Origin of the sequence: Paenibacillus sp. PK3_47, assembly GCF_023520895.1 — a bacterium.
Lineage (GTDB): Bacteria > Bacillota > Bacilli > Paenibacillales > Paenibacillaceae > Paenibacillus_AQ.
The window spans coordinates 5,944,356-5,968,187 of sequence record NZ_CP026029.1 but is presented as its reverse complement, the minus strand read 5'-3'; the positions used below and the strand labels follow the sequence as shown (position 1 = coordinate 5,968,187).

Annotated in this window: 20 protein-coding genes and 1 pseudogene; 7 read left to right on the top strand and 14 right to left on the bottom strand. The window is 49.7% G+C overall.

Annotated elements, in window-relative coordinates; genetic code table 11:
- Positions 1 to 68 precede the first annotated feature (68 nt).
- Both lacZ and C2I18_RS29860 read left to right on the top strand, forming a co-directional pair.
- Entirely contained in the window at positions 69 to 3,182 is a 3,114-nt protein-coding gene (lacZ, locus tag C2I18_RS26070) for a beta-galactosidase, LacZ type (protein WP_249898613.1), read from the top strand.
- A 662-nt stretch (positions 3,183 to 3,844) separates the two neighbouring features.
- Positions 3,845 to 3,934 (top strand): putative holin-like toxin, encoded by a 90-nt coding sequence (locus C2I18_RS29860; protein ID WP_481857843.1) that lies wholly within the window; start codon positions 3,845 to 3,847, stop codon positions 3,932 to 3,934.
- 534 nt (positions 3,935 to 4,468) lie between these two features.
- On the opposite strand, the gene C2I18_RS26060 is transcribed toward C2I18_RS29860, so the two are convergent.
- The gene (locus tag C2I18_RS26060; protein ID WP_481857959.1) at positions 4,469 to 5,029 is read right to left on the bottom strand and encodes an O-acetyl-ADP-ribose deacetylase; all 561 of its coding nucleotides are present in this window, start codon (positions 5,027 to 5,029) and stop codon (positions 4,469 to 4,471) included.
- 75 nt (positions 5,030 to 5,104) lie between these two features.
- Here C2I18_RS26060 and C2I18_RS26055 point away from each other — a divergent pair, with 75 nt between their 5' ends.
- Positions 5,105 to 5,710 carry an acetylglutamate kinase gene (locus C2I18_RS26055; RefSeq protein WP_342760322.1) on the top strand — a complete coding sequence of 202 codons (606 nt, stop codon included), beginning with the start codon at positions 5,105 to 5,107 and terminating at the stop codon, positions 5,708 to 5,710.
- 95 nt (positions 5,711 to 5,805) lie between these two features.
- Here the strand turns inward: C2I18_RS26055 and C2I18_RS26050 are convergent, their stop codons facing one another.
- From C2I18_RS26050 to C2I18_RS26030, 5 genes are all read right to left on the bottom strand, one after another.
- The gene (locus C2I18_RS26050; protein ID WP_249902250.1) at positions 5,806 to 6,684 is read right to left on the bottom strand and encodes a metal ABC transporter permease; all 879 of its coding nucleotides are present in this window, start codon (positions 6,682 to 6,684) and stop codon (positions 5,806 to 5,808) included.
- A 4-nt stretch (positions 6,685 to 6,688) separates the two neighbouring features.
- A complete protein-coding gene (locus C2I18_RS26045) occupies positions 6,689 to 7,606 on the bottom strand; it encodes a metal ABC transporter permease (protein ID WP_249898612.1) in 918 nt (305 codons plus the stop codon).
- On the bottom strand, positions 7,606 to 8,334 hold the full coding sequence (locus C2I18_RS26040) for a metal ABC transporter ATP-binding protein (RefSeq protein WP_249898611.1): 729 nt from the start codon (positions 8,332 to 8,334) through the stop codon (positions 7,606 to 7,608). Before C2I18_RS26040 ends, C2I18_RS26045 begins: the two co-directional genes overlap by 1 nt.
- A gap of 1 nt (position 8,335) precedes the next feature.
- Entirely contained in the window at positions 8,336 to 9,307 is a 972-nt protein-coding gene (locus C2I18_RS26035) for a metal ABC transporter solute-binding protein, Zn/Mn family (RefSeq protein WP_249898610.1), read from the bottom strand.
- Between the two features lie 809 nt (positions 9,308 to 10,116).
- Positions 10,117 to 11,910: an ABC transporter substrate-binding protein gene (locus tag C2I18_RS26030; protein WP_249898609.1), complete on the bottom strand. Its 1,794-nt coding sequence runs from the start codon at positions 11,908 to 11,910 to the stop codon at positions 10,117 to 10,119.
- Between the two features lie 113 nt (positions 11,911 to 12,023).
- Here C2I18_RS26030 and C2I18_RS26025 point away from each other — a divergent pair, with 113 nt between their 5' ends.
- A complete protein-coding gene (locus tag C2I18_RS26025) occupies positions 12,024 to 13,268 on the top strand; it encodes an MFS transporter (protein WP_249898608.1) in 1,245 nt (414 codons plus the stop codon).
- Positions 13,269 to 13,301: 33 nt separating this feature from the next.
- Here C2I18_RS26025 and C2I18_RS26020 read toward each other — a convergent pair.
- The 3 genes and pseudogenes from C2I18_RS26020 to C2I18_RS26010 form a co-directional block, all read right to left on the bottom strand.
- Positions 13,302 to 13,661: pseudogene (locus C2I18_RS26020) on the bottom strand (substrate-binding domain-containing protein); the annotation flags it as partial.
- A gap of 35 nt (positions 13,662 to 13,696) precedes the next feature.
- Complete coding sequence (locus tag C2I18_RS26015) at positions 13,697 to 15,085, bottom strand: sedoheptulokinase (protein ID WP_249898607.1); 1,389 nt, start codon at positions 15,083 to 15,085, stop codon at positions 13,697 to 13,699.
- 32 nt (positions 15,086 to 15,117) lie between these two features.
- Positions 15,118 to 15,759, bottom strand: a complete 642-nt coding sequence (locus C2I18_RS26010; RefSeq protein WP_249898606.1) for a TetR/AcrR family transcriptional regulator — start codon at positions 15,757 to 15,759, stop codon at positions 15,118 to 15,120.
- A gap of 164 nt (positions 15,760 to 15,923) precedes the next feature.
- On the opposite strand from C2I18_RS26010, the gene C2I18_RS26005 reads away from it, so the two are divergent.
- Both C2I18_RS26005 and C2I18_RS26000 read left to right on the top strand, forming a co-directional pair.
- On the top strand, positions 15,924 to 16,682 hold the full coding sequence (locus tag C2I18_RS26005; RefSeq protein ID WP_249898605.1) for an SDR family oxidoreductase: 759 nt from the start codon (positions 15,924 to 15,926) through the stop codon (positions 16,680 to 16,682).
- Positions 16,683 to 16,852: 170 nt separating this feature from the next.
- Positions 16,853 to 17,611: an SDR family oxidoreductase gene (locus C2I18_RS26000; RefSeq protein WP_249898604.1), complete on the top strand. Its 759-nt coding sequence runs from the start codon at positions 16,853 to 16,855 to the stop codon at positions 17,609 to 17,611.
- A 349-nt stretch (positions 17,612 to 17,960) separates the two neighbouring features.
- Here the strand turns inward: C2I18_RS26000 and C2I18_RS25995 are convergent, their stop codons facing one another.
- The 5 genes from C2I18_RS25995 to nirB form a co-directional block, all read right to left on the bottom strand.
- On the bottom strand, positions 17,961 to 18,278 hold the full coding sequence (locus tag C2I18_RS25995) for an iron-sulfur cluster biosynthesis family protein (RefSeq protein ID WP_249898603.1): 318 nt from the start codon (positions 18,276 to 18,278) through the stop codon (positions 17,961 to 17,963).
- Between the two features lie 182 nt (positions 18,279 to 18,460).
- Positions 18,461 to 19,228, bottom strand: a complete 768-nt coding sequence (cobA, locus tag C2I18_RS25990; RefSeq protein ID WP_249898602.1) for a uroporphyrinogen-III C-methyltransferase — start codon at positions 19,226 to 19,228, stop codon at positions 18,461 to 18,463.
- Positions 19,225 to 20,103 (bottom strand): formate/nitrite transporter family protein, encoded by an 879-nt coding sequence (locus tag C2I18_RS25985; RefSeq protein ID WP_249902249.1) that lies wholly within the window; start codon positions 20,101 to 20,103, stop codon positions 19,225 to 19,227. Before C2I18_RS25985 ends, cobA begins: the two co-directional genes overlap by 4 nt.
- 31 nt (positions 20,104 to 20,134) lie before the next feature.
- Positions 20,135 to 20,446, bottom strand: coding sequence for a nitrite reductase small subunit NirD (gene nirD / locus C2I18_RS25980; RefSeq protein WP_249902248.1), 312 nt, complete (start codon positions 20,444 to 20,446; stop codon positions 20,135 to 20,137).
- Between the two features lie 18 nt (positions 20,447 to 20,464).
- On the bottom strand, positions 20,465 to 22,900 hold the full coding sequence (gene nirB, locus C2I18_RS25975) for a nitrite reductase large subunit NirB (RefSeq protein ID WP_249898601.1): 2,436 nt from the start codon (positions 22,898 to 22,900) through the stop codon (positions 20,465 to 20,467).
- Between the two features lie 335 nt (positions 22,901 to 23,235).
- Between nirB and C2I18_RS25970 the strand changes: the two genes are divergently transcribed.
- On the top strand, positions 23,236 to 23,829 hold the full coding sequence (locus C2I18_RS25970; protein WP_249898600.1) for an ANTAR domain-containing response regulator: 594 nt from the start codon (positions 23,236 to 23,238) through the stop codon (positions 23,827 to 23,829).
- Positions 23,830 to 23,832 lie beyond the last annotated feature (3 nt).

Here is a 23,832-nt window from a genome sequence, read left to right as displayed (position 1 = left end):
ATCCTTTTATATATTCCCGACATTCTTCAATCTATAATATGAATATAACAATACAAGGAGATGTTAAAGTGCGCAAGAAGCTAGATTACCAGCCCCCTGCCAACGGTTACCCCGAGTGGAATAACAACCCGGAGATTTTTGAACTCAACCGGATGAAGGCACATGCCTCGAAGATGTCCTATCCCTCTGTGGAACAGGCACTTGAAGGCAGCAAAGAATCTTCTCCCTATTATCAGTCACTCAACGGCACTTGGAAATTTTCGTTCTCCGAAACACCTGAACAGCGCATTAAGGAGTTCTATACTGCAGAATATGACAGCAGCGGCTGGGCAGACATGCCTGTCCCTTCTCACTGGCAGTTCCAGGGTTATGATTACCCTCAATATACCAATGTGCGTTATCCGTGGGCTGTGTCTGAGCCTGATCTGAAGCCGCCTTTTGCTCCGACCAAATATAATCCGGTAGGTTCGTATGTCCGCACCTTTACTGTACCCGAGTCCTGGGACGGACAGCCGGTATACCTCAGCTTCCAGGGCGTTGAATCCGCATTTTACGTATGGGTCAACGGTGAGCTGGCAGGCTACGGTGAAGATACGTTTACGCCATCCGAATATGACATTACCGCTTATCTGCGTGAAGGCGAGAACAAGCTGGCAGTTGAAGTCTACCGCTGGTGTGATGCCAGCTGGCTGGAAGATCAGGATTTCTGGCGGCTGAGCGGGATCTTCCGTGATGTCTATCTGTATACTACGCCGTCTGTGCATATTGCCGACTTCTTCGTCCGTACCGATCTGGATTCCGATTTTGTCAATGCGGATCTGAATGTCGATGTTACGCTGGAAGATTATTATGGACAAAAGCCGGGGTCATTAAGTCTGCAGATGCAGCTCTACGATGACAAACTCAATAAAATTTCGTCTACAACAGTTAGCGCACCCGTCTACTTCGATGGTGGCGAAATTCAGCAGCTCAAGCTATCTGCACCCGTGGAGAAACCTAAGCTGTGGAGCGCGGAGAAGCCGCATCTGTATACGTTTGTTCTGACAATCGTGGATGAGCAGGGACAGGTACAGGATGCAGTGAGCTGCAAGGTAGGCTTCCGTTCCTTCGAGATCAAGGATGGCCTCATGAAAATCAACGGCAAACGTGTCGTCTTTAAAGGTACGAACCGCCATGAATTCTCCTGCGACACCGGCCGCGCCCTCTCCAAAGAGGATATGATCACAGATATTCTGCTCATGAAGTCCCATAACATTAACGCTGTGCGGACCTCCCATTACCCGAATCAATCTGTATGGTATGAGCTGTGTGATGAGTACGGCCTATATGTAATTGACGAGACCAACCTGGAAACCCACGGTTCCTGGCAGTACGGGCAGCAAGAGCTCAATGACTTCAATGTTCCCGCGAGCAGACCGGAATGGCTGGCCAATGTTATAGACCGCTGCAACTCCATGATGCAAAGAGACAAAAACCATCCGTCAGTCGTCATCTGGTCGCTGGGGAATGAATCCTTTGGCGGTGACAACTTCATTGCCATGCATGATTATCTGCGGGAAGCGGACCCGACCCGTCCTGTTCATTATGAAGGTACTTTCCACTACAGAGCTTCTGACATGGCCAGCGATATCGAGTCTACGATGTACCACAAACCGCATGAGGTTGAGTTTTATGCCAAAAACAATCCGCAAAAGCCTTATATTCTCTGTGAATACAGCCATGCGATGGGCAATTCCTGCGGCGGCCTGCACTTGTACACCGAACTGTTCGATAAATATGATGTTATACAGGGTGCCTTCATTTGGGATTGGGTCGATCAGGCGATCCGCACGAAAACTCCGGAGGGTGTGGAATATCTGGCTTACGGGGGCGATTTCGGCGAAAACCCGCATGACGGCAACTTCAGCGGCAACGGCCTGCTGTTCGCAGACCGTACAGTCACTCCGAAATTGTTAGAGGTTAAGAAATGCTACCAGAGCATCATTATTTCGGCTGTTGACCTGAGCAAAGGTGTGTTTAGCCTGCGCAATACGTACCTGTTCACCGACATCGAAGAATATGAGCTGCAGTGGAGAATCAGTCTGGAAGGTGACACTGTGCAATCCGGGTCTCTGCGTATCGGAGGGGCACCTGGAGAAACAGTTGAATGTATCCTTCCATATGACCTTGATGCCTTGGGTAAAGAAAAGGAAGCCGTGCTGACTGTCAGCTTTGTGCAGACCGCTGCTGCTGCCTGGGCAGAGGCTAACCATGAAATGGCCTGGGAACAATTCGTTCTGGTTCCGCGCACCGCTGTCCTCCTCCCTGCTCCTGCAGGAGAAGCACCGCAGGTAACCGAACAAGCTGAACTGCTGCAGATTGAAGGTGCAGACTTTGCACTTAGCTTTAATACAGCAAACGGAGATCTGGTATCTTATCAATCCTCCGGCAGAGAGCTGCTGCTTGAGCCGGCCAGACCGAATTTCTGGAGAGCGGTGACCGACAATGATATGGGGAACAAGCTGCACGAGCGTTGCGCGGTATGGAGAGACGCTTCCTACAACCGGACGCTCCTCAGCTTCTCTTATCAGACTCAAGGCAGTGTAGTATATGTGAACGCCGCGTACCAGCTGCCCACTAATCCGGATTCCATCCTGTTTGTGAAATATGAAATCCGTCCGGATGGCGCCGTTGAAATCACCCAGGAGCTGAACCCGGGCTTCAGCAGCCTGCCGGAGATTCCTGAATTCGGTATGCTGTTCACCTTGGATTCGTCCCTGGATACCATCTCCTGGTATGGACGCGGACCGCATGAGAACTACTGGGACAGACAAAAGAGCGCAGCCATCGGCCGTTACAACGGCAAGGTAAGCGACCAGTTCACGCCTTACCTCAAGCCGCAGGAGAGCGGCAACAAGACGGATGTGCGTTATGCTTCAATCTCAGAAGGTGCGGATGGACCGGGACTTTATTTTGACAGTGCCATCCTCTTTGAGATCAATGCTCTTCCTTGGAGTCCTGAGGAGCTGGAGGCGAACGACCATGGCTACAAATTGCCTGTTTCAAATAAAACTGTCCTGCGGGTAAATTACAAGCAAATGGGTGTCGGCGGCGACGACAGCTGGGGCGCTCCAACTCATACGGAGTTTACCTTGCCGGCTAACCGTCCGTATTCGTTCAAGTTTACTTTGTCTCCTAGATAATTGGATTCATCGTATGTATAGCAGGTCCGGTCAGCAGAAGCTGGCCGGGCTTTTTTTGCGGAATAAGGGTAGTTGATCAGGAGTTGTTCGATTAAAGTACTGGGGATTCTTCTATTTGGAATGGTCGCGACTCCAGAGAATGTTTGGACTTCCGGCCGCTGTTGTCTGCAGATTTCTCATTTTTATACCACTGCTCGGTTAAAATCCGCAGACAAAGGCGGACGCTATCGCTCCTACAGTTCCAAACTTCTCCTCCGTCACTAATTCCTTATAGGATATTTTCAAGTTCATTCTACTAAGCCCGTAAAACTATTCGTGTTCCAGCACGGCTCCTTTAAAAAGTAACACCGGGAACGGGCCTCTTTTACCCGCTACACGCCTTTAATAAAAAAGCCGTACATTGAATCCGTTGTTGCCGGTTCCAGCACCTCTTGAGCTTATAACCATAATAAAACCTGCTGCTAAAGCATTCTTTGCTTTACAGCAGGTTTTAAAATACGTTTTTTGTATTTGTAACTGCAGCAGTTTAAATGATCTGAGTAAATATCTAAATGATAAGTTAAAACTCTTATTTAACTGTGTGACTTGTATTAATATGGTATAATATATTATCAACAGTATGGCTAATATGGGCGGTCGGCTAATCTCCCGGAAGGGAGGTGATGCCTGTGGAAGTAAAAGATACATTGACGTTGATGATTCAATTTGCAACGTTGGTGATTTTGATACTCTCTTTCCACAAAAAGAAATAGACCGCCCTGTCCAAAGGATAACGGTCTATTCTTTCTGGTAGCCCTAAGTTCTAAGCTGCCGCCCTTAAAAGCGGACTGTTGTAAGAGTGAGGATGCGCGAACATCCTTGCTCTTTTTTAATGTATACATCTTTATATAATCATATACCACGTTGTACTGTATTATACCATATTAAATTAGGATTGATAATCCCCTTCAAAGTGATTAAAAACACCCTCTGCTTGTGGTCTTAAGTTAACTGGATAAATCAGCATATTCCTTGAATGCTTATTCTAAGCGTTTACGGCTGATCGGTATCGTAAGCACGATCTGTCGAGGCTTTCCTTTTTGTTCACTCCATCTGACTAAGCAACTCGTGTCCAGTTACCGAGTCGCGGCAATTTCCACCGGTCTGCTCAAAGCCTACAGGAATGCCCAAAGCAACAACAGCCGCATGAATTTTGGCCGTTCATCCGCCATAGGTATGCCCAATTGCTAGTTGAAGGCCCTGCTTTCGCGCCCGCTCCATGCTGCTGGACACGGACAATCGTTGCGTCAATCATGATGATCATACTTTACTAGTTCATTTTCATATATTGCAAAACTTTCATCATCAAAACATACAAATACGAGCCTCTTAATTTCTGAATCGTTATTTACGAAATAGTTAAATACTTCGTCTATGGCTATATTGCAGGCTAAATCTTTCGGGTAGTTATATATGCCTGTACTTATATTTGGAAAAGCAATGCTTGCAGCTCCGTTTAAATCAGCTTGTTTTAAAGAATTCCTGTAACAGTTTCTCAGCTTATCTTCCTCATTGTTCATTCCGCCGTTCCAGACGGGACCAACGGTATGAATGACGAAGCGGCAATTCAAGTTCCCTCCGGTTGTTACTACCGCTTCTCCGACTGCACAGCCTTCCTGTTGATTGCGGATCTTTATGCACTCTTCTAATATTGCTTTTCCGCCAGCTCTATGGATGGCACCATCTACACCGCCCCCACCCATCAAACTTGTATTGGCTGCGTTTACTATGGCATCGACAGTAGTTTTAGTAATATCACCCTGAATCAATTGGACGATTGTGTCTTTCACACTAATTTCCATGAACATCCTCCTTGTACCAAGAACAACCTGGGCGAACTCCCCATACAATACTATAACCATATTCAAGGGAGGATTAATGATATGTATCCTTATGCCTCGCCCGGTTTTCACCCTGTTTACGCAAGACCCCAACTGATTTGCCTGACCAAAGCCCAGATTGAGTTTAAAAACCACATGCGGATGCTGTGGGAGCAGCATGTTGCATGGACACGCATGGCCATTACGAGCCTGGTATTCGGGCTGCCTGACACAGATGCCGTACTGGCCCGTCTTCTGCAGAATGCTCCGGATATGGGGAACGCGTTCAAGCCCTTTTTTGGAGAAAACATTGGTAACACGTACACCCGCTTAATCACGGAACATCTGAGCATTGCAGCCGATCTTGTGAAAGCAGCCAAGGCAGGAGATACAAGTAGCGCTGCTGCTGCAGAAAAGAAATGGTATGCCAACGCAGACGAAATTATCAGCTTCCTGAGCAGCATCCTCTCTTACTTGCCCAAAGAGGAATTCAAGAAGATGTTCTATGAGCACCTTGCCTTAACCCAGGCAGAAGCGGTTGCCATGCTCAATAAAGATTACAAGGCCAGCATTCAGATCTATGACCGGATCGAGCGTCAAGCGCTGATGATGGCCGATATGATCCGTAATGCCATATTGCTCCAATTCCCGCATGCGCTGAAGTATTAATACAAATTTACGCATAGCAAAAAGCCCCTGTTTCCATTGCATATGAGCAATAAAACAGAGGCGTTTTTTTAGTTCCCCTGCAGTTCCGTCTCCCCCTATTCCTCCGCCACCACTGCTGCCCGCAAATATCTGGAGAATACGCCATTGGTTGGCGAACCGATGAAGCTGGCCAGAAACACAATCCCGGTGGCAAAAGCCATCGACCCCGAGATTGAGGTATCCAGCCAGACGGCGATGTAATAACCAGTAATAGCTGACAGCACTCCAAACCCGGCGCTGAGCAGCAGCATGACCGACAGCTTTTCGGTCCACAGGTAGGCTGAAGCCGCCGGTGTAATCAGCATGGCTACGACCATGATAGCGCCAACAGCGTCAAACGACGCAACAGTTGTTACAGATACAAGTGTCATGAACAGATAGTGCATGAACACAACCGGAAGGCCGAGGCTCGCAGCCAGCGCCGGATCGAACGAGGTGATTTTCCATTCTTTATAAAAAGCGAGAATTACGGCCAGCACGATAACCAGCACGATGGACAGCATCAATGTAGCCTGCGGCACCTCGCCAATCCACGGAACATTCACTTTGTTCCAGGGAACAAAGGTGATCTCCCCCATCAGGGCGTGCTGCACATCCAGATGCGCATTCCCCACTTTGGTGGCAATCAGCACTACGCCGGCCGCAAAAAGAGTGGTGAAAACCACCCCGATCGAAGCCTCCTGTGCGACACCGCGGGAATGCAGAAACTGGACGAGCACCGCTGTTGCAAGGCCGGCAATAATTGAGCCGATTAACATATGACCGCCGCTGAGCTGTTTTGTGATCAGGAAGGCGACGACGATTCCGAGCAGCACGCTGTGACTGATGGCATCGGCCATCATCGCCATTCTTCTCAGAATAAGGAAGGTGCCGATAATCCCGCAGGTTAATCCGACAAGTGACGCCGTCAGCAGAATCCAGCCGGTGTAGCTTATCATCTCAGATCTCCCCCTTTTGCATATGGGATGGCAGCGGCGGCAGGGACTGCTTTTTAAGTGCTCTCAGCTGAAGGCGTTTGGCCACCAAGCCCTTTTGAAAGCCGAAGATCAGCGATACAAGGAACAATGATGACGAGAGCAGCACGATGAACGGACCGGTAGGCCAGCCTTTTCCAAGCGTACTTACCCAAGTGCCTGCAGCTCCCGCACCTCCGCCAAATACCGCCGAGAGAATCAGCATGGTTTTAAAAGAATGCGTCCAGTATCTCGCGCTAACCGGGGGGATAATCAGGAGGGCAGCCATCAGGATCACACCTACCGCCTGGATACCAATAACAATGACAAGAATCAGCAGTGCCATATAAATTCCGTTCATTAGCCGCCCGGACATCCCCAGCCCTCTGGCAAAATCAGCATCGAACAGGTAGAGCTTCCACTCTTTGAATCCGATCCAGATGATTGCAATGATTATGAAGGCCAGCACAGACATCGTCCGGACATCCTTGCCCGTCATGGAAGCAGCCTGCCCGAAGATAAAATGGTCCAGTCCGCTCTGCCCGCCGCCAGCCGTCCGGTTCACGATAGACAGCAGCATAATGCCGAGTCCGAAAAAGATCGATAATACGATGCCCATGGCGGTATCTTCTTTAATTTTGGTGGAAGACTGGATCCACTGGATAAAAAGAAAGCCGATAAACGCGCTAAGCGCCGCTCCGGCCATCAGAACGGGCACGCTTTTGGTTCCGGTGAGCGAGAACGCAATGATAATTCCCGGCAGCGCCGCATGGGACAGGGCATCACTCATCAGGCTTTGGCGTTTCCAGTAGGCCAGGCATCCGATCAGACCCGAGGCGACTCCAAGAATTAAAGTGCTGAACAATACCCATAGTGTGTTTGGTGAAAGTCCGGCGAAGTCCATTACGCCCCTCCGATCCAGCGGAGCGTTCCGCCATAAGCGCGGTAGACCTGGTCTTTGGTAAAAGCCTCCTGAGTCCTTCCATGCGCCACAATCGTCCGGTTAAGCAGCAGTACATGGTCGAAGTACTCTTCTACCGTATGCAGATCATGATGGACGACCATCACCGTTTTGCCCCGCTCCTTCAGTTGGTTGAGTGTTGTCATAATCGCTTTTTCCGTAGCTGCATCCACACCCGCCAAGGGCTCATCCAGGAAATACAGATCCGAGTTCTGGACAAGTGCCCGGGCCAAAAACACCCGCTGCTGCTGCCCCCCGGACAGCTGGCTGATCTGACGGTGTGCGTAATCGGCCATTCCCATCTGTTCCAGTGCAGTCATCGCCTGCTCCCGGTGCGAAGCCTTCGGCCGTTTCAGCCAGCCCACCTTTCCGTACAGTCCCATCATGACTACATCAAGCGCATCCGTTGGAAAATCCCAGTCTACCGAACCTCTCTGCGGCACATAGCCGATACGGGATTTTACTTTGGAGAAAGGGGTACCGAAAAAGGATACGGTCCCTGACAGCTTGGGATGAAGCCCCAGCATAACTTTGAGCAGTGTGGATTTTCCGGCCCCGTTCGGGCCGATAATGGCTGTCAGCGTGCCGGGATGAACCTGAAAGGATACATCGTGCAGCACTTTATTTTGACGGTAAGAGGCGCTCAGGTTCTCAACAATGACATCGCTCATTTCATTCTCCTCCTCCACTCAGTGCAGCATAGATCGTCTCTACATTGTGTTTATACATGCCCAGGTAAGTGCCTTCCGGAGTCCCAGCTTCACCCATAGCATCGGAAAAGAGCTCTCCGCCGACCTTAACCTCCAGCCCTTTGCTTTTGGCGCCTTCAATGACGGCTTCAATCGATTTCGGATTAATGCTGCTCTCTACGAAAACAGCCGGTATATTGTACTGGGTGAGCAAAGATATGGTGTCATTGATATCGGAGACTCCAATCTCATCTTCCGTGCTCAGCCCCTGCAGGCCGACAACATCGATACCATTTGCCCGCCCGAAGTAACCGAATGCATCATGTGCCGTAACCAGGGTCCGCTTGCCTTCCGGAATTTCCGCGAGCTTCGCCTTCGACTCCGCATTAAGGGTATCCAGCTGGGCGAAATATGCTGACCGGTTGTCATCAAAATATTGAGCGTCCTCCGGGGACAGCTGTTTCAATTCCTCGGTTGCGTTGTCCAGCGCCTGTTTCCACAGGTCCATATCAAACCATACGTGGGGGTCGATGTCCCCCTGTTCGTCCTTAAGCAATTCCTCCTCCGGAATACTCTCAGAGATAGCCAGTGTCGGTCTCGTTTTACCGATCTCCTCGAACACCTCGTTCATCTGCCCCTCCAGATGCAGTCCGCTGTACAGCACCAGGTCCGCCCGGTCCAGTTTCGCAATATCTCCCTGTGTGGCATTGTACAGATGCGGATCCACTCCCGGTCCCATCAGGCTCAGCACATCCACCTTATCACCCCCGATGACTGAAATGGGATCGGCAATCTGTGAGATGGTTGTCACTATTGTAATTCTGTTATCTCCCGAGCCTGCAGCTGCATCCCCATTGCCATTTGTATTTGTCCCGCAAGCTGTAACCAGCAATGTGAGTCCCAGCAGTGCCGCGGCCTTGAGTGTCCTCGTTCTCCCCATCCGTTGTTGTCTCATCTTGTTTCTCCTCCCGTACTAAATATTGTTGTAATCTAAATATTATTCACGAACGAAAGAATGTTTCCCTACAGAAACTCATTTTATATATACTAAAATAATGGGTGATGTTTCTATTGTCAAATTATTTTTCTCATGGGCAAGTTTTATGGGATATTAATCCATTAACTGGAGGGTGGATCGGTAGTGAGGGACTAGGTGCAACGCGGTTAAGATAGGGTAGACAAGTTGTGTTGGGTAGACGAGGAAGTTAGGTGAGGTGAGTAAGGTGAGGTGAGTAAGGTTAAGTCAGTAAGGCAGGTAAGATGAGTAAAGTTGGATTTGCCTGAACCAGTAAGGAGTATCAACGCCGGGTGAAGTGAAGCGTGGTTGAGTAACGTTTAAAAGGTGACTTGTAAAGAAGCATACCGCCTACGTTTAATTGTTATGAGCAGCGGTGGGAGTTGATCTGACAATGGAAAAGTAGATTAAGAAAAACTAATATTAGGTTAATATACTGGCCCTTTTTCGCTAACCTGGGCTAACTCTGCTGCGGTGACTGATTTCTGTGAATTCAAAGGTACTTATACCTCTGATTTTGCTAATGTGGCTGATTTCATCGGATTCAAAGGTATTTGTACCCTTAATTTTGCTAATGTGGCTGATTGCCTCGGATTCAAAGGTATTTATACCTTTGATTTTGCAAAGGGGGCTGCTTTGCTAGAATTCAACGGAAGTTTTCCCGTTCATTTCGCATATAAGCCAGGTTCCTGCGAATTCAACGGGAGTTTTCCCGTTCATAAGGAGAAAAGTCGGCATTTACCGGGATTTTACTTTACCCACACATCCTTATAATTGATTTTGCCCCAGGCATTCATCGACATACCCTGGAAGGACTGGTCGTGACCAACAGACTGCAGGCTATGGTAGATGAACAGCACATTACTCCGGTGTTTCAGCTCACGCTCGATTTTCCCGAGAATATGCATCCGTTGCGTCAGTTCTGCCTCCCTCAGTGCCTCCGAGATCATAATATCCACCGCTATACGCAATTCCGGGTCCAGATGGCTACGGATATATCCATTCGGCGTACGGTACATTTCGATCAGTGTAATGGAGGGTTCATCACTTAACACTTCCCCGCCGTAGATCATATCTGCAGCGTCCAGATGGGCTGCCGAATGCAGCTCCCGGATGGGAAGCACTGTAATGTTAAGCTTCAGCCCAATCTTGCCGCACTCCCGCTTTATCCATAATACGTCTTCTTCATTGCTAAAAAACTCGTAGGTGTACAATTCCAGCACTTGACCCGCATAGGAAGAAGCATTCAGCAGCTCTCTGGCTGCGTTGGTTGAACAGCCGCCGGTATACATGGGGTCATAATCGCCAGGAACAAAACCGGAGGCAGTCTGCTGACGTTTCCCCTGCAGTTCAAGGATCATCCGCTGACGGTCCAGTACCAGATGTACTGCCTGGCGGATGCGTTCATCATGCAGTACCCCTTCTTTTGACAAATTGAACGTGAGGACTGTACTCCCCGTCTCCAACTGATAAAGTGTCTGATCCGCCGCGCCTTTGCTATTGGCCTCAAAATAAAGCAATTGCAGTTCACTGTCCGTCTGTACCCCTTCAGGCAAAACCTCTTCGTAATTCGGCCACACCCACATTTCTGTGCGGTCCAGAAACGGGCGTCCTGAATAATAGCGCTCATTCGCTTCCAGTACAAGGACGGATTCATTATTAGCGCTGATGGCAAAAGGGCCTGTCCCTACAGGAAGCCTTGTAAAATCCCGTCTTAAGGAGCGCTGCTCCAGATCATCGGGTACAATGGAAAATCTCTCTGTAGCGATAAAATGGGCGAATAGCGCATTCGGCTCACGCAGATAAAAGCAGATACGGGTGGAGCTCAGAATCTCCATTTCCTGTATACTGTCGGCCAGCCAATCCTGTACACCACGCTGCTGCTGTATCCTTTGAAATGTATACTGTACATCACCTGCCGTCAGCGTTTTTCCGTGGTGAAATCTCACGCCCTTACGCAGATAAAAAGTCCATTTCCTATAATCTTCCTCATACTCCCAGTGATGCGCCAGTCCGGGCTTCAAGCACTGCTCTGCCGGCTCATACTGAACCAGGGTATCAAAAATCTGGCGGATGAAATGCGCTTCAGTTCTGCGGATTACTTGCAGCGGATCCAGATCAGGTACCGGACGGTAAAAGGGAAACCGCAAAATATCCGCTTCCTCCCCGCTGCGCTTCTGCTGTATACCAAACTGCTCTCCCAGCCATAACCGGAATTCAGCATGCACAGATTCGTCTTCCCATGATGCAAGATGCGCCAACGCTTCACTGATTTGTCCACGGGCCGCAAGGTTACGCGCTCTATCCAGCATTAATTCTTCTGCATTCCGCAAAAAAGCAAGCTGAGATATATTTCCCCTCCCAAGCCCGGGCTTCCAGTCAATATACCGGTTATTTTTGAGCTTTTGCACAAGGAATTGGGCATTACGGCGTGTACAATCCATAGCAGCTGACAGCTCGCCCATAGTTACTGGAAACCATTCCCCGTGTTTACGATGCCTAAACTCTTTTTTTAACCGCAGGTAATAATCTCCCATCTCCATACCTCTGCACTCCTCTAAAAGGCGAAAAAACCAGTTCAACCTTTCACTTTTACTTCCTCTTTTACAAAAGTATAATTTGGTCAGTTCAATTGGTAAAGAGGAGCGTGTATAAAATGATGACTGACAACACTGTGAAAGTACCCGGACATCCTTCCGTATGGCGCAGTCCGGCTTTTATGATCCTGCTGGTTGCAGGTGCCGTTATGGCACTCGGGAATAAAATTTATGAGCTTGCCCTGCCCCTGATTCTCTATGATCTCACCCGGTCTTCTATTGTTATGTCTACCATGCGGGGCATTGAATTTTTGCCTAATCTTTTGTTGGCCATGTTCATTGGCGTTCTTGTGGACCGGGTCCATAAAAAACGGTGGTCATTAACAGCGATTGCAGTCCAAATTGTTATTCTCACCGGTCTATACATTTCGGTTGAAAATGGCAGTAAATCCGTTGTGCTGTTCTATATCGCCGGATTTCTGCTGATGACCTTTGGATATGCCTATTCCAACGCACGGGTCGCCATGGTCAAACATTCGCTGCCCGCTTCCATGCTGACCTCTGCCAATGCTTCTTATAACTTTGTGACGACCTTTGTAGGAATTGCAGGTCCGCTGCTAAGCGGAATCCTGCTGATGCTTCCCGATATTCACGTTGCGCTGCTGCTGACCGCTATTGCTTTTGTGTTCGCTTTTGTTATCTTGGCGTTTATAAAGACGGATGAAGAGGTTAAGCCCCGAACTGCAATGCCCGCAGGCTTCTGGAAAGAGCTTCATGCAGGCTGGACTGAGCTTCGCACGAACCGGCTGCTGTGGTGCATGACGGTTGCTGTTGTATTTCTGAACAGTACGTCCGGAATGGTGGATACTACGATTATTTTCTTCGCCAAAGATGTACTGAACCTTGACAATGCCCAGCTCGGCATCGTCTTCTCGGCAGCAGGGATCGGAGGCCTGGCAGGCAGTATTCTGATCGGCAGATTACGCCGGTATTTGGCAGTCGGGCAGCTAATCACGTTATCGAGCTTATGCGTCGGATTAACCAGTATCATTTTTTATCTGACAAATTCCGCTTATATACTTGCGCTTGGCTTGTTCCTGTATGGTTGTTTTGAAACGATCAGCACCGTAAGCATCTGGACGTTCCGCCAGGAGACCACACCTTACCAGCTTATCGGCCGGGTCAGCGGGATTACGGGGTCTATATTCAAGCTGGGGATGCCGTTCGCCATCATGGCGTCGGGCTGGATTTCAGAATTCATCAGTCCGCGCCTTGTATTTTTGATAACCTTAGCGGGAAATTTATTGATTTTTATTGGATGTATGGCAAGTCCGCTTTGGAGGGCGCGGGGATTGCGGGGATAGAATAAAAGAACAGGAGATTTTTACTACCCTGTGTTAAACGGTTGTATCCCTCACCTGTCCCGCAAAACCCGCTCTGGATGCCTCAATGAAAGACAGTATGATGGGTGAAAGCCACTTGTCTTTATGCCACAGCATCTGAGTATACACCCTCAGGTCCGGGATCAGCCATGGAAGGGCAACAAGCTCTCCGCGTTCGATCTCCGTCTCCACTACAATTTCAGGAAGAAAAGCAATGCCGATGCCCGAAATGGCACATTGTTTGATCGCTTCGGCACTTTGAAATTCCAGGTAAGTGATGCTGTCGATGCCCTCTTTCTCGAAAGAACGGTCAAACATGGACCGGTAAGGACATCCCTTCTCATTCGTCAGAAATACTTCTCCGTGAAAATCATCCGGATATCACGGTTCTTAATGGAGGTCACCAGCACTTACTGGTCTGACCTCCCTTTTGTGATTATATACTGCCCCGCCTCCCGAAAACTTCCAATCCGTCCTGCCCCTACTGCTGCGCACAATGCCGCACCCACTGCCGCCTCCTCCTGTGATGCACTAAGCATAAGCGGAAGCCCAAAGGTATCCTGTGCCTTGGCGCACAATACCGGGTTGGCACGAAGAGCATTGCCGGAACCGACCAGTGTTTTATAGGCAGGGATGCCGCTCCCGGTAACCTCTGTGTAAAAACCATGCAGCTCGCCGATCATTCCTCGAAGAAAAGCATGCGCCATTTTGCCCGGTGTAAAATTGTCCAGGGAGATTCCCTCTATACTTCCGCGGGCCAGCGGATCACTGCGAGTTCCCAGAAACTGCGTGTTTACGGCAAGACCGCTATTACCGCCACATTCAGACTCTGCAGTCATCAGCTCCGCTATTAACGAATAAGCTTCTGCAGGCTCCTTGCCGTTATATGCCCCAATGAGCTGACGGAAGAAATTCTCCAGAAGGGCGTAAGACCTGCCCCCGCTGAGCGCTGCCCCAACCATTAGAACGCCTCCGCCGGGATAGGGCCGGGCTTCCATTCCTTCTGCACGGCAAGTATCATCTGCCATCAGCAGCGACAGCTGGCTACCCGTTCCGATATTCAGCAGTACAGACTCGTCCGGCAGCGGAACACTGCCCAGAAAGCTGGCCTGATTATCTCCTAGCGATGCATATACCGGAATGCCTTGTTCACTTCCCCCAACCATTGTTCCTGAAGGAACCACCTGCGGCAGGATTGCAGCGTCTATACCAGCCTTTGATAAGGCGTCCGGGTCAAATCTTCCAATAGAGAAACTGTAACCGCCAATAGCAGCAGCCTGTGTAGCATCGATCTGCGGGACGTGACTTCCGGTCAATTTCATAGCTGCATAATCAGCTATCGTACATAAATGGACCGTACTCCCCGGTACAAGCCCACACTGCAAATTATAATAATGCGTCGCGAGCCCGTATCCCGGCGCTATCCGGTAACCGCTGCGTTCACTAAGCTCTTCCGCATAGGATACGGAATTACGGATATGAAGTCCGGCCCGGCCATCCTGCCAGGTGTACAGGGGACTAACATGTTGTCCGTCCTGGCCGATGTATAGGATGCCATGCATTTGTCCCGTCAGGCCGATGCCCGCAATTTCAGGCTGGAACGTGAGTAGCTTCTGCAGTATCTTTTCCACAATATCGATAATGATTGCAGGATCCTGCAGTATCTCCCATTCCATGCCTGTGCCCTGGAGCCCGCTGCTGTTCTGCTCTGTTACCGCGTGAAGTACAGCCCTGCATTCCAAATCATATACAAGTCCGGTTATGGAGGTTGTCCCGATATCCAGTCCGATAAATTTCATAACTTAAGTTTCAGCCCTTTCTGTACAGGGTTTTAGTTAAAATGGAGGTAATCTTCCAGACGGAGCTCTGATATCCGGGGCCTGATAACCACTCCGGATTGATTCAGGTGAATGAACTCCACTAATTGCTCGGCCATATACTGTGAGCTGTACTTAAAGCCGCCGTTGACCCATTCTGCAATCATCCCAAAAATAGCATAAGCCTGATAACTGGCATGAAGCTCCAGGTTGACCTTTTGCTCTGCCCGGCGTGTGTCTGTGAGATCCTGCAGAGCAAGCTTTATCAGCACTTTGCAGATTTGATTGTACATTCCGGACAGCGAATTTGAATGCAGAATAAGCGTGTAAAAATAGGCGTGCCTGTAGACGTGGTCAAACAATTTTACAGCTGAAGCGTTCATTGCACTGACATCAAAGGTCTCGCTGCCCAGATAAGGCTCCCTGTAGGAATGGATAAGATCTGTTGTTACATCATCCAGTATATCGTCAAGCAGATCCTCTTTGTACTGATAATGTCTATAAAAGGTTCCGCGGTTCAAATCCGCCTGCTGCACAAGATCGGTTACGGATATTTCTTTAAAATCCTTCTGATGCAGCAAACGGATCATAGCATCCTTAAGGGCGGTTTTTGATTTGCTGATTCGTCTGTCTGTGGTTGGAGTTGTTAGAGTCAAAAGTGCCCCTCCTCTTGCGGAAAATTTAAGTTAATGAACATTATTGTGATTTCTGTTGAATAACAGCCATTTTGCTTCAAATTTGCATATTGAAGAGTTTAATTTAAATTAATTATACTATGAATGAATAAGCGATAGACACAAGCTGAATCGGAGGTATTTACATGAGACTTCAAGATAAAGTAGCCGTAGTTACGGGAGCAGCTTCTGGAATGGGCAAGGCCATTGCCGCTTTATACGCCAAAGAAGGCGCAAAGGTCATTGTGTCAGATATTAATCTGGAGGCAGCCAATGCCACGGTTGAAGAGATCACTGCCAGCGGCGGCACTGCCATTGCCGTCAAGGCAAATGTTGCTGATGAAGCAGATATCCAGAATCTGATCGATACCGCTGTTAATACTTACAGGACGGTTGACATCCTGGTGAACAACGCCGGAATTATGGATAACTTCGAGCCGGCCGGCGAGGTCGAGGATGACAAGTGGGAGCGGATTTTTGCCATTAACACAACGTCCGTCATGCGGGCAACACGCAAGGTCCTGCCAATTCTGCTTGAAAAACAAAACGGTGTAATCATTAATGTCGCTTCGGCTGGCGGATTGAACGGTGCCCGCGCAGGTGCAGCTTATACTGCTTCCAAGCACGCGGTTGTCGGGTTTACCAAAAACACCGGATTTATGTACGCACCTCACGGGATCCGCTGCAATGCCATCGCACCCGGTGCCGTGGAAACCAATATCAGCTCCAGCATGACAAGCATCAGCCCATACGGCATCAGCCGGACTCAGCCGGGGCTGGCCTTGAATCCGCGGACAGGTAAACCCGAAGAAGTCGCCCAGGTTGCATTATTCCTCGCTTCAGATGAGGGCAGCTTCGTGAATGGTACCGTAATTACTGCGGACGGCGGCTGGACTTCTTATTAAACCTTTACGCCGGATGAACCACCCGCACAGGGTGGTTTTTTGCGTTTACATCCTTTTACTTTTTCAATGTCAAAAACTCTCCACAACTGCCCCGCTAATCCTGCATAAAGCAGATGCCATAAACTCCATACTAATCAATGGTATAAATCAGCGAGTATTGGAGGATACACATGAGACTTCAAGGCAAGGTAGCCGTGGTTACAGGCGCTGCATCAGGAATGGGTAAAGCAATTGCTATCCTGTATGCAAAAGAAGGCGCAAAGGTCATTGTGTCAGATATTCACGAGGAAGCAGCTGCCGTTACTGTGGAGGAAATCAAAGCGGCTAACGGAGATGCCGTTGCTGTCAGAGCAAATGTGGCTGAAGGAACAGATATTGACCAGTTAATCGATGCGGCTGTTAACACGTATGGCACTTTAGATATTCTGGTTAACAATGCCGGAATTATGGACAATTTTGAGCCTGCCGGCGATATTAAGGATGAAGATTGGGAGCGGATTTTCGCGGTAAATACAACTTCTGTCATGCGTGCCACCCGCAAAGCACTGCCGATATTTCTGGACAAGCAGGCAGGCGTGATCATCAACGTCGCTTCCGTCGGCGGATTGTTTGGAGCCCGTGCCGGAGCGGCTTATACGGCATCCAAGCATGCCGTTGTCGGCTTCACCAAAAACACCGGCTTCATGTACGCCAAGCAGGGAGTCCGCTGCAATGCCATTGCCCCCGGCGGAGTAGAAACGAACATTGGCGCGAGCATGACGCATATCAATGAGTTCGGCATGGGGCGCACCCAGCCCGGGATGGCACTTAATCCGCAGATGGGCAAACCGGAGCAAATCGCGGAGCTGGCGCTGTTCCTGGCCTCGGATGAATCGAGTTTTGTCAATGGTACGGTTGTGACGGCCGACGGCGGCTGGACAGCATACTAAGGGTTGAGGTCTAAAGAAAACGTTAAATAGCAGAAGCCGCTCCCAAGTAATCTGAGAGCGGCTTCTGCTGTCTTCGATAAGATACGCATGTGGGTAACTGCATTTCGTACAACTAAAAGTGATGCCTGAAGCCGTATTTACGGTATAGCTGCACTTCGTACACTTAGAAACCACTATTTTCCTTCAAAAGCGGTTTTTTGCTCAAAATACTTGTAAAGAGTGCAGTTAAAAGTTAAATACAACTTCAGAGGCCCATTTTAACTGCAGGTATTACATCTATCAACCGGGGCTGCGCCCACTAATCCATCTATAAGTCTGACGCAAGGATGTTAAATGGTGACTCAGTCCCCTACCGTGCATCCTTCACCCGGATGTTGCTGCCAAACAATGTGGAATCACTGGTCAGCTTATACGATGGATAACCTTCGTCCGCCTCCAGCTTCATCACCTCGTCGAATAAAGACTCCTGCTGCCGGTCACAGAGGAACACAAAAGGTTCCTGCTGGAACACGATATCAGTCGCGTTAGGCTCTTTAACAATCATGATGACCAGCATACCGTTGCAGCCGCAGTCTTCCGTATCATAGAACAGTTTGAAATTTCCGGGTTGACCGCCAAGGCTGTCTTCCAGCCTTTGGGTTGTAAGTTCGTTCAATAGTACTTTCATAAGTCTCCCTCTCCTTCGGAACAGGCTGTCTGAGATTAGCATATGAGGCAAGTATAGCCCTGAATCACGCTTATCTCCTGTGACGGGACTCACTCCATCCGGCACTCACATAACAAGGGTAAAAAAATGGATAACACCGCCAACTGAAAGCAGGCGGGTTATCCATTGATTATAATAACTATTTACCCGATTTGCGAGCGTGCCGCCCTCTCCAGACTCAGCAGCTGCTCCCTCACCTTCACAGATTCACCTATGATGATCAGCGCGGGATTGACAATTTTCATCGCGGCCGCCAGCTTGTCAATATTGCCGAGCGTCCCTGTTACTGTACGTTCGCGTGAAGTGGTGCCGTTCTCGATCAGTGCAGCCGGTGTCATCGGATCTTTCCCGTGATGCAGAAGCTGTTCACGGATCTCGCTTAACCGGCTAACTCCCATATAAATGACCAGTGTATCTACACTGTGGGCAAGCGCGTCCCAGCGGACCGGGGCGCCGTCTTCATTGCAGCGGCTGCCGGTAACAAAGGCAAAAGAAGCAGCTATACCACGGTGTGTGAGCGGAATCCCGGAGGATGCTGCAGCCCCGATGGCCGAGGTGAGACCCGGAACAATCTCATACGGAATTCCTGCAGCAGCGGCGGTTAAAGCTTCTTCCCCGCCCCTGCCGAACACCAAGGGATCTCCGCCCTTCAAGCGGACCACATGATTGCCGGCGGCAGCATATCTGATCATCAGTTTTTCAGTCTGTTCCTGCGGCATGGAGTGCTGTCCAGGTGCTTTGCCGCAGTAGATCCGCAGCGCTTCATCACGGCCATAGCCGAGCAGCTCCTCATTGACCAGCCGGTCGTATAGGATCACATCTGCGTTCTGGATACAGCGCATAGCCTTGACCGTAATCAGCTCGGGATCACCCGGACCCGCACCTACTATAGAAATACGTCCCTGTTTCATAGGCTTTTCTCCATGACTGCAGTTTTCTTAACCGCGCCTTTTCCGCCTACGGCAGGCATAACCCCGGAAACGACCGTCGCACCGCCGGAATTGACTCCTTTTTGCGACAGATAGAACAGAACGCCCGTGAACAGGACGCCGCCTATAAAATTACCGAGCAGAACGGGCACTCCGTTCCAGATCCACCAGTCGGCAAAGCTGACACTTGCGCCAAGCATCATTCCGGCAGGAATAACGAACATGTTAACCACGGTATGCTCGAAGCCTTGAGCGAAGAAGGTGAAGATCGGCAGCCACATGGCTGCAATTTTGCCGGCGGTGGACTTGGAGGTCATAGCCATAACTGCGCCGAGCGTAACCATCCAGTTGCAGAGAATCGCCTTGATGAAGGCCAGTCCCATCCCTTCAGCTCCCATACTTTTATAGGCGGTCGTCTTCGTTTCACTTGTGGAGATCAGGGTCTGGATCATCGGATTCGACATATCGGTTCCCATCTTGGTGATGGTGAGCCCATACAATACTGCGTATACTGCACAGCCGATCAAATGACCGGCAATGACCCAGAGAAAGTTCTTCAGCATCTGAGGTGAAGTTGTTTTTCTCTCCATTACGGCCAGCGGAATCATGGCGAAGCTGCCTGTAACCAATTCCAGCCCCAGCAGAATAATCATCACGAAGCCTACAGGAAAAATCAGCGCACCGGTCATCGGTATACCGGTCTGGGCTGTTGCTGTAAAAGCCAGCGTAGTGGCACATGCCAGTATCATTCCGCCAAGAACGCCGCGTATGATCAACTGCATGACGGACAGCTCCGCTTTGGTTTTGCCGGCTTCGATCATCGAGTTCAGCACTTCACCGGGTTTGACGTAATCCATAATAAACACCTCTGTAATCTCCTAAGTTATATTACATCGTCAGATAGATATGACCGCTATCCGGATCAACTTCGACTTCATAAGTGGTGACATGCCCGGTATCCGGGGCCTGAACGTCTCCGCTGTGCAGATCAATCCGCCAGTCGTGAAGCGGGCAATGGACTTTGGAGCCGCAGACCATGCCCTCAGACAATACGCCGCCTTTATGCGGGCATTTATTCTCGACAGCCAGCACTTCTCCGCTTGTCAGCTTGAACAGTGCAATTTCCTTATCACCTACCTGCAGTTTGCGGGATCCTTTAACATCGATATCTGTAACTTTACCGACCAGCATCTTGGTCATCGTCATGGCAGTGGCCTCCTATACAGTCTCAGTCGCAGGCTGAGTGATTTGTTCGAAATTTTTGCGCAGGTCCGGTGTATTGACAATTTCTTTCCAAGGGTCGGTCGTCACGCTGAGAGCAGTCTGTATTCTCTCCACAAGCGCAAGCCGCTCCTGCGGATCTTCCAGCGCCTGCTTGATGCTGTCCAGACCCACACGTTCCACCCACTGCGCAGTCCGTTCATTCCAGCCGGCATTCTCACGGTAGTACTGCAGGAAGGCACTCGCCCATTCCAGAACCTCGTCATCGGTCTTCACTACGCACAGCAGGTCTGTTGCCCGTACATGCACGCCGCCGTTGCCTCCGACATGAAGCTCCCAGCCGCCGTCAATAGCGACAACTCCGAAGTCTTTAATTGTAGCTTCCGCACAGTTGCGGGGGCAGCCGGAGACGGCCAGCTTCACTTTGCCTGGTGCATTCAGCCGTTCAAAAGCCTTTTCCAGCCGGATTCCCATGCCCATCGCATCCTGGGTGCCGAAGCGGCAGAAGGTTGAGCCAACGCAGGTTTTGACAGTCCGCAGCGTCTTCCCGTACGCATGGCCGGAAGGCATATCGAGCTCCTCCCACATTTTCGGCAGATCTTCTTTCTTAACCCCCAGCAGATCAAGCCTTTGGCCGCCTGTGAACTTCACAAGCGGAACATCGAATTTAACCGCCACCTCGGCAATCTTGATCAGCTCTGCCGGTGAGGTCACCCCGCCGTAAATTCTTGGAACAACAGAGTAGGTTCCATCCTTTTGGATATTGGCATGATAGCGTTCATTAGTGTAACGGGATTCTTTTTCATCAATATATTCTTCAGGCCACAGCATTCCCAGATAGTAATTCAGTGAAGGACGGCATTTCGGACAACCTTCTTCATTACTCCATTCCAGGACATTCATGACTTCCTTCACCGTCTTCAGTTCCATACGCTTGATCTCAGCCACAATCTCGTCACGTCCAAGCGTGGTGCAGCCGCAGATGCCTTCTTTGACAGTTACTACATTATCTCCGGCATACATTTGCAGAAGCCCTTCGACCAGCGGTTTGCAGCCGCCGCAGGATGCCGAAGCTTTGGTGCAGGCTTTGATCTGGCCAACACTCGTGCAGCCGCCGGATTGGATGGCTTCGGCAATCGCTCCCTTGGACACCCCGTTACAGCCGCAGATAATCTCGTCATCCGCCATGCCTTCCAGCCTGTTGCCTTTGGATGCACCAAGCGCATCGGAGGAAATGCCGAGCAGCAGCTCTTTTTCCTTCCCTTTAATCCTCTCACCGTTCTTGATCATGGAGAATAAATGCGCCCCGTCCCCCGTATCTCCGAACAATACCGCGCCGACCAGCTTATCATCTTCAATGACCAGCTTCTTGTAGACCCCTTCAATCTCATCCTGATAACGCAGTGACCTAGAACCGGGCTGCTCGGTGAACCGGCCTGCAGAGAACACATCCACACCGGACACCTTCAGCTTGGTCGATGTAACCGATCCGGCATAACCTTCTGTCGGCACACCTGCCAGTTTTTTAGCGAGAACCGCCCCCTGCTCATACAGTGGAGCTACAAGCCCATAGGCAATTCCACGGTGCTCTGCACATTCACCGACTGCATATATGCCGGGAATATTCGTTTCCATATAATCGCTGACCACGATCCCGCGGTTAACTTCAATGCCGCTCTTCCGTGCCAGCGCAACATTCGGCTTGATTCCGACTGCCATCACGATCAGATCGGTGTCTTCCACAGTCCCGTCTGCGAACAGCAGGCCTTTGACTCTTTTTTTGCCGAGAATGGCTTCGGATTGTTTCTTAAGCAGAAACTTCATGCCTTGGGCTTCCAGCTCCTTGCGTAGCATTACAGCGGCGGCTTCATCCAGCTGGCGTTCCATAATATAATCATGGATATGAACTACGGACACCTCCATACCGAGATGCAGCAGCCCTCTGGCCGCCTCCAGCCCAAGCAGACCGCCTCCGATAACGAGCGCTTTTTTATGCGTCTTCGACGTTTCCTGCATAATCTCGCAGTCCTTGATGTCACGGAAGGCTATAACGCCCTCTTTATCTGCGCCCGGAAGCGGCAGCATGAACGGATCAGAGCCTGTTGCAAGGACCAGCTCATCGTAATGGGCTTCGATTCCTTTATCCGTAGTGACTTTGCGCTGTTCCGTATCTATAGAAGTAACGGTATGGCCCGTATACAGGTTGATGTTGTTGCTTTTATACCATTCCAGATCGTTAATGATGATATCTTCCATTGCGGCTCCGCCTGCCAGGACAGAGGACAACATGATGCGGTTATAATTGGGATGCGGCTCTGATCCGAAAATAGTAATTTCATAAGCCTCCGGAGCCAGTTTGAGCAGATGTTCTATCGCGCGTACCCCCGCCATTCCGTTACCGACAAGAATCAGTTTTTTGCGTGCAGCTGACATATATGTCTCTCTCCTCTCCATGTAAACAACAGAAATAGCCCGCTACACTCCGCCCGGAAATATACATTTCCAAGATCGGTAAGTGATAGCAGGCGCCATTGCCGCTTCAACCGGATACCCCATTGTATCCGTGAATTGATGATTTGTTAAACCGACTATACTACAGGTCTTAACGATACGTCAATAATTATGACATATAAAATTTTATTTATTTAAATTTATCGACAACAAACCGGATTTTGTGTTATATAATATAACATCTAATTCATTTTCAGCACGGTTGCTTCAGTATGTATATGACGACGATTATTATGATGTAAAAGGAGCGTCAAACTATGCATTCCCTGTTAGTAATTCATGATAGCAGAACAGAGAACGACACAGAACCGCGCTCAGCAAGCAGCCCGGCCAGCCTTCTCCGCTCCTGCGGATATGTTGTTGGAGCCGCAGCCACCCGGGAAGAAGCTTTTGATCAGACAGATGTCGATGCTTATATTCTTCACCTCCCGATTACAGAAGTTACGGCCTGGAGAACTCCCCTGATCCAGCACAAAATCGCTCCGGTTCTCTGGTGGTGCACCCCGCTTACAGCGACTTTATCTGTTAATGCCTGTGAAGACAGCCTTATGGTAGACGGGATTCTTTCCCCTTCCATGCTGCCTCAGGAAATCCACTGGATTCTGCATTTTAGCGCAAGGCAGTGCTTTGAACGGCAGCAGTGGCTAAAGGAACGGGAGCAGCTTCTGTCACGGATTGAAGAACGCAAATGGATTGATATGGCAAAAGGCATTCTCTCCAAAGCCAAAAACATCAGCGAATCCGAGGCTTACGACCTTCTGCGCAAACAGGCGATGAATGAACGGAAACGCATGGTTGACGTCGCTACTTCTATAGTGAAGGTGTATCAGCTGCTGCAGGATCAAACTTAAGGA

Excerpts from the sequence above, each read along its gene's own strand:
- C2I18_RS29860 (WP_481857843.1), top strand. The coding sequence starts at position 3,845 with ATGCCTGTGGAAGTAAAAGATACATTGACGTTGATGATTCAATTTGCA.
- C2I18_RS26060 (WP_481857959.1), bottom strand. The coding sequence starts at position 5,029 with ATGTTCATGGAAATTAGTGTGAAAGACACAATCGTCCAATTGATTCAG.
- C2I18_RS26055 (WP_342760322.1), top strand. The coding sequence starts at position 5,105 with ATGTATCCTTATGCCTCGCCCGGTTTTCACCCTGTTTACGCAAGACCC.
- C2I18_RS26045 (WP_249898612.1), bottom strand. The coding sequence starts at position 7,606 with ATGGACTTCGCCGGACTTTCACCAAACACACTATGGGTATTGTTCAGC.
- C2I18_RS26040 (WP_249898611.1), bottom strand. The coding sequence starts at position 8,334 with ATGAGCGATGTCATTGTTGAGAACCTGAGCGCCTCTTACCGTCAAAAT.
- C2I18_RS26035 (WP_249898610.1), bottom strand. The coding sequence starts at position 9,307 with ATGAGACAACAACGGATGGGGAGAACGAGGACACTCAAGGCCGCGGCA.
- C2I18_RS26030 (WP_249898609.1), bottom strand. The coding sequence starts at position 11,910 with ATGGAGATGGGAGATTATTACCTGCGGTTAAAAAAAGAGTTTAGGCAT.
- C2I18_RS26025 (WP_249898608.1), top strand. The coding sequence starts at position 12,024 with ATGATGACTGACAACACTGTGAAAGTACCCGGACATCCTTCCGTATGG.
- C2I18_RS26015 (WP_249898607.1), bottom strand. The coding sequence starts at position 15,085 with ATGAAATTTATCGGACTGGATATCGGGACAACCTCCATAACCGGACTT.
- C2I18_RS26005 (WP_249898605.1), top strand. The coding sequence starts at position 15,924 with ATGAGACTTCAAGATAAAGTAGCCGTAGTTACGGGAGCAGCTTCTGGA.
- C2I18_RS26000 (WP_249898604.1), top strand. The coding sequence starts at position 16,853 with ATGAGACTTCAAGGCAAGGTAGCCGTGGTTACAGGCGCTGCATCAGGA.
- C2I18_RS25995 (WP_249898603.1), bottom strand. The coding sequence starts at position 18,278 with ATGAAAGTACTATTGAACGAACTTACAACCCAAAGGCTGGAAGACAGC.
- cobA (WP_249898602.1), bottom strand. The coding sequence starts at position 19,228 with ATGAAACAGGGACGTATTTCTATAGTAGGTGCGGGTCCGGGTGATCCC.
- C2I18_RS25985 (WP_249902249.1), bottom strand. The coding sequence starts at position 20,103 with ATGGATTACGTCAAACCCGGTGAAGTGCTGAACTCGATGATCGAAGCC.
- nirD (WP_249902248.1), bottom strand. The coding sequence starts at position 20,446 with ATGACCAAGATGCTGGTCGGTAAAGTTACAGATATCGATGTTAAAGGA.
- nirB (WP_249898601.1), bottom strand. The coding sequence starts at position 22,900 with ATGTCAGCTGCACGCAAAAAACTGATTCTTGTCGGTAACGGAATGGCG.
- C2I18_RS25970 (WP_249898600.1), top strand. The coding sequence starts at position 23,236 with ATGCATTCCCTGTTAGTAATTCATGATAGCAGAACAGAGAACGACACA.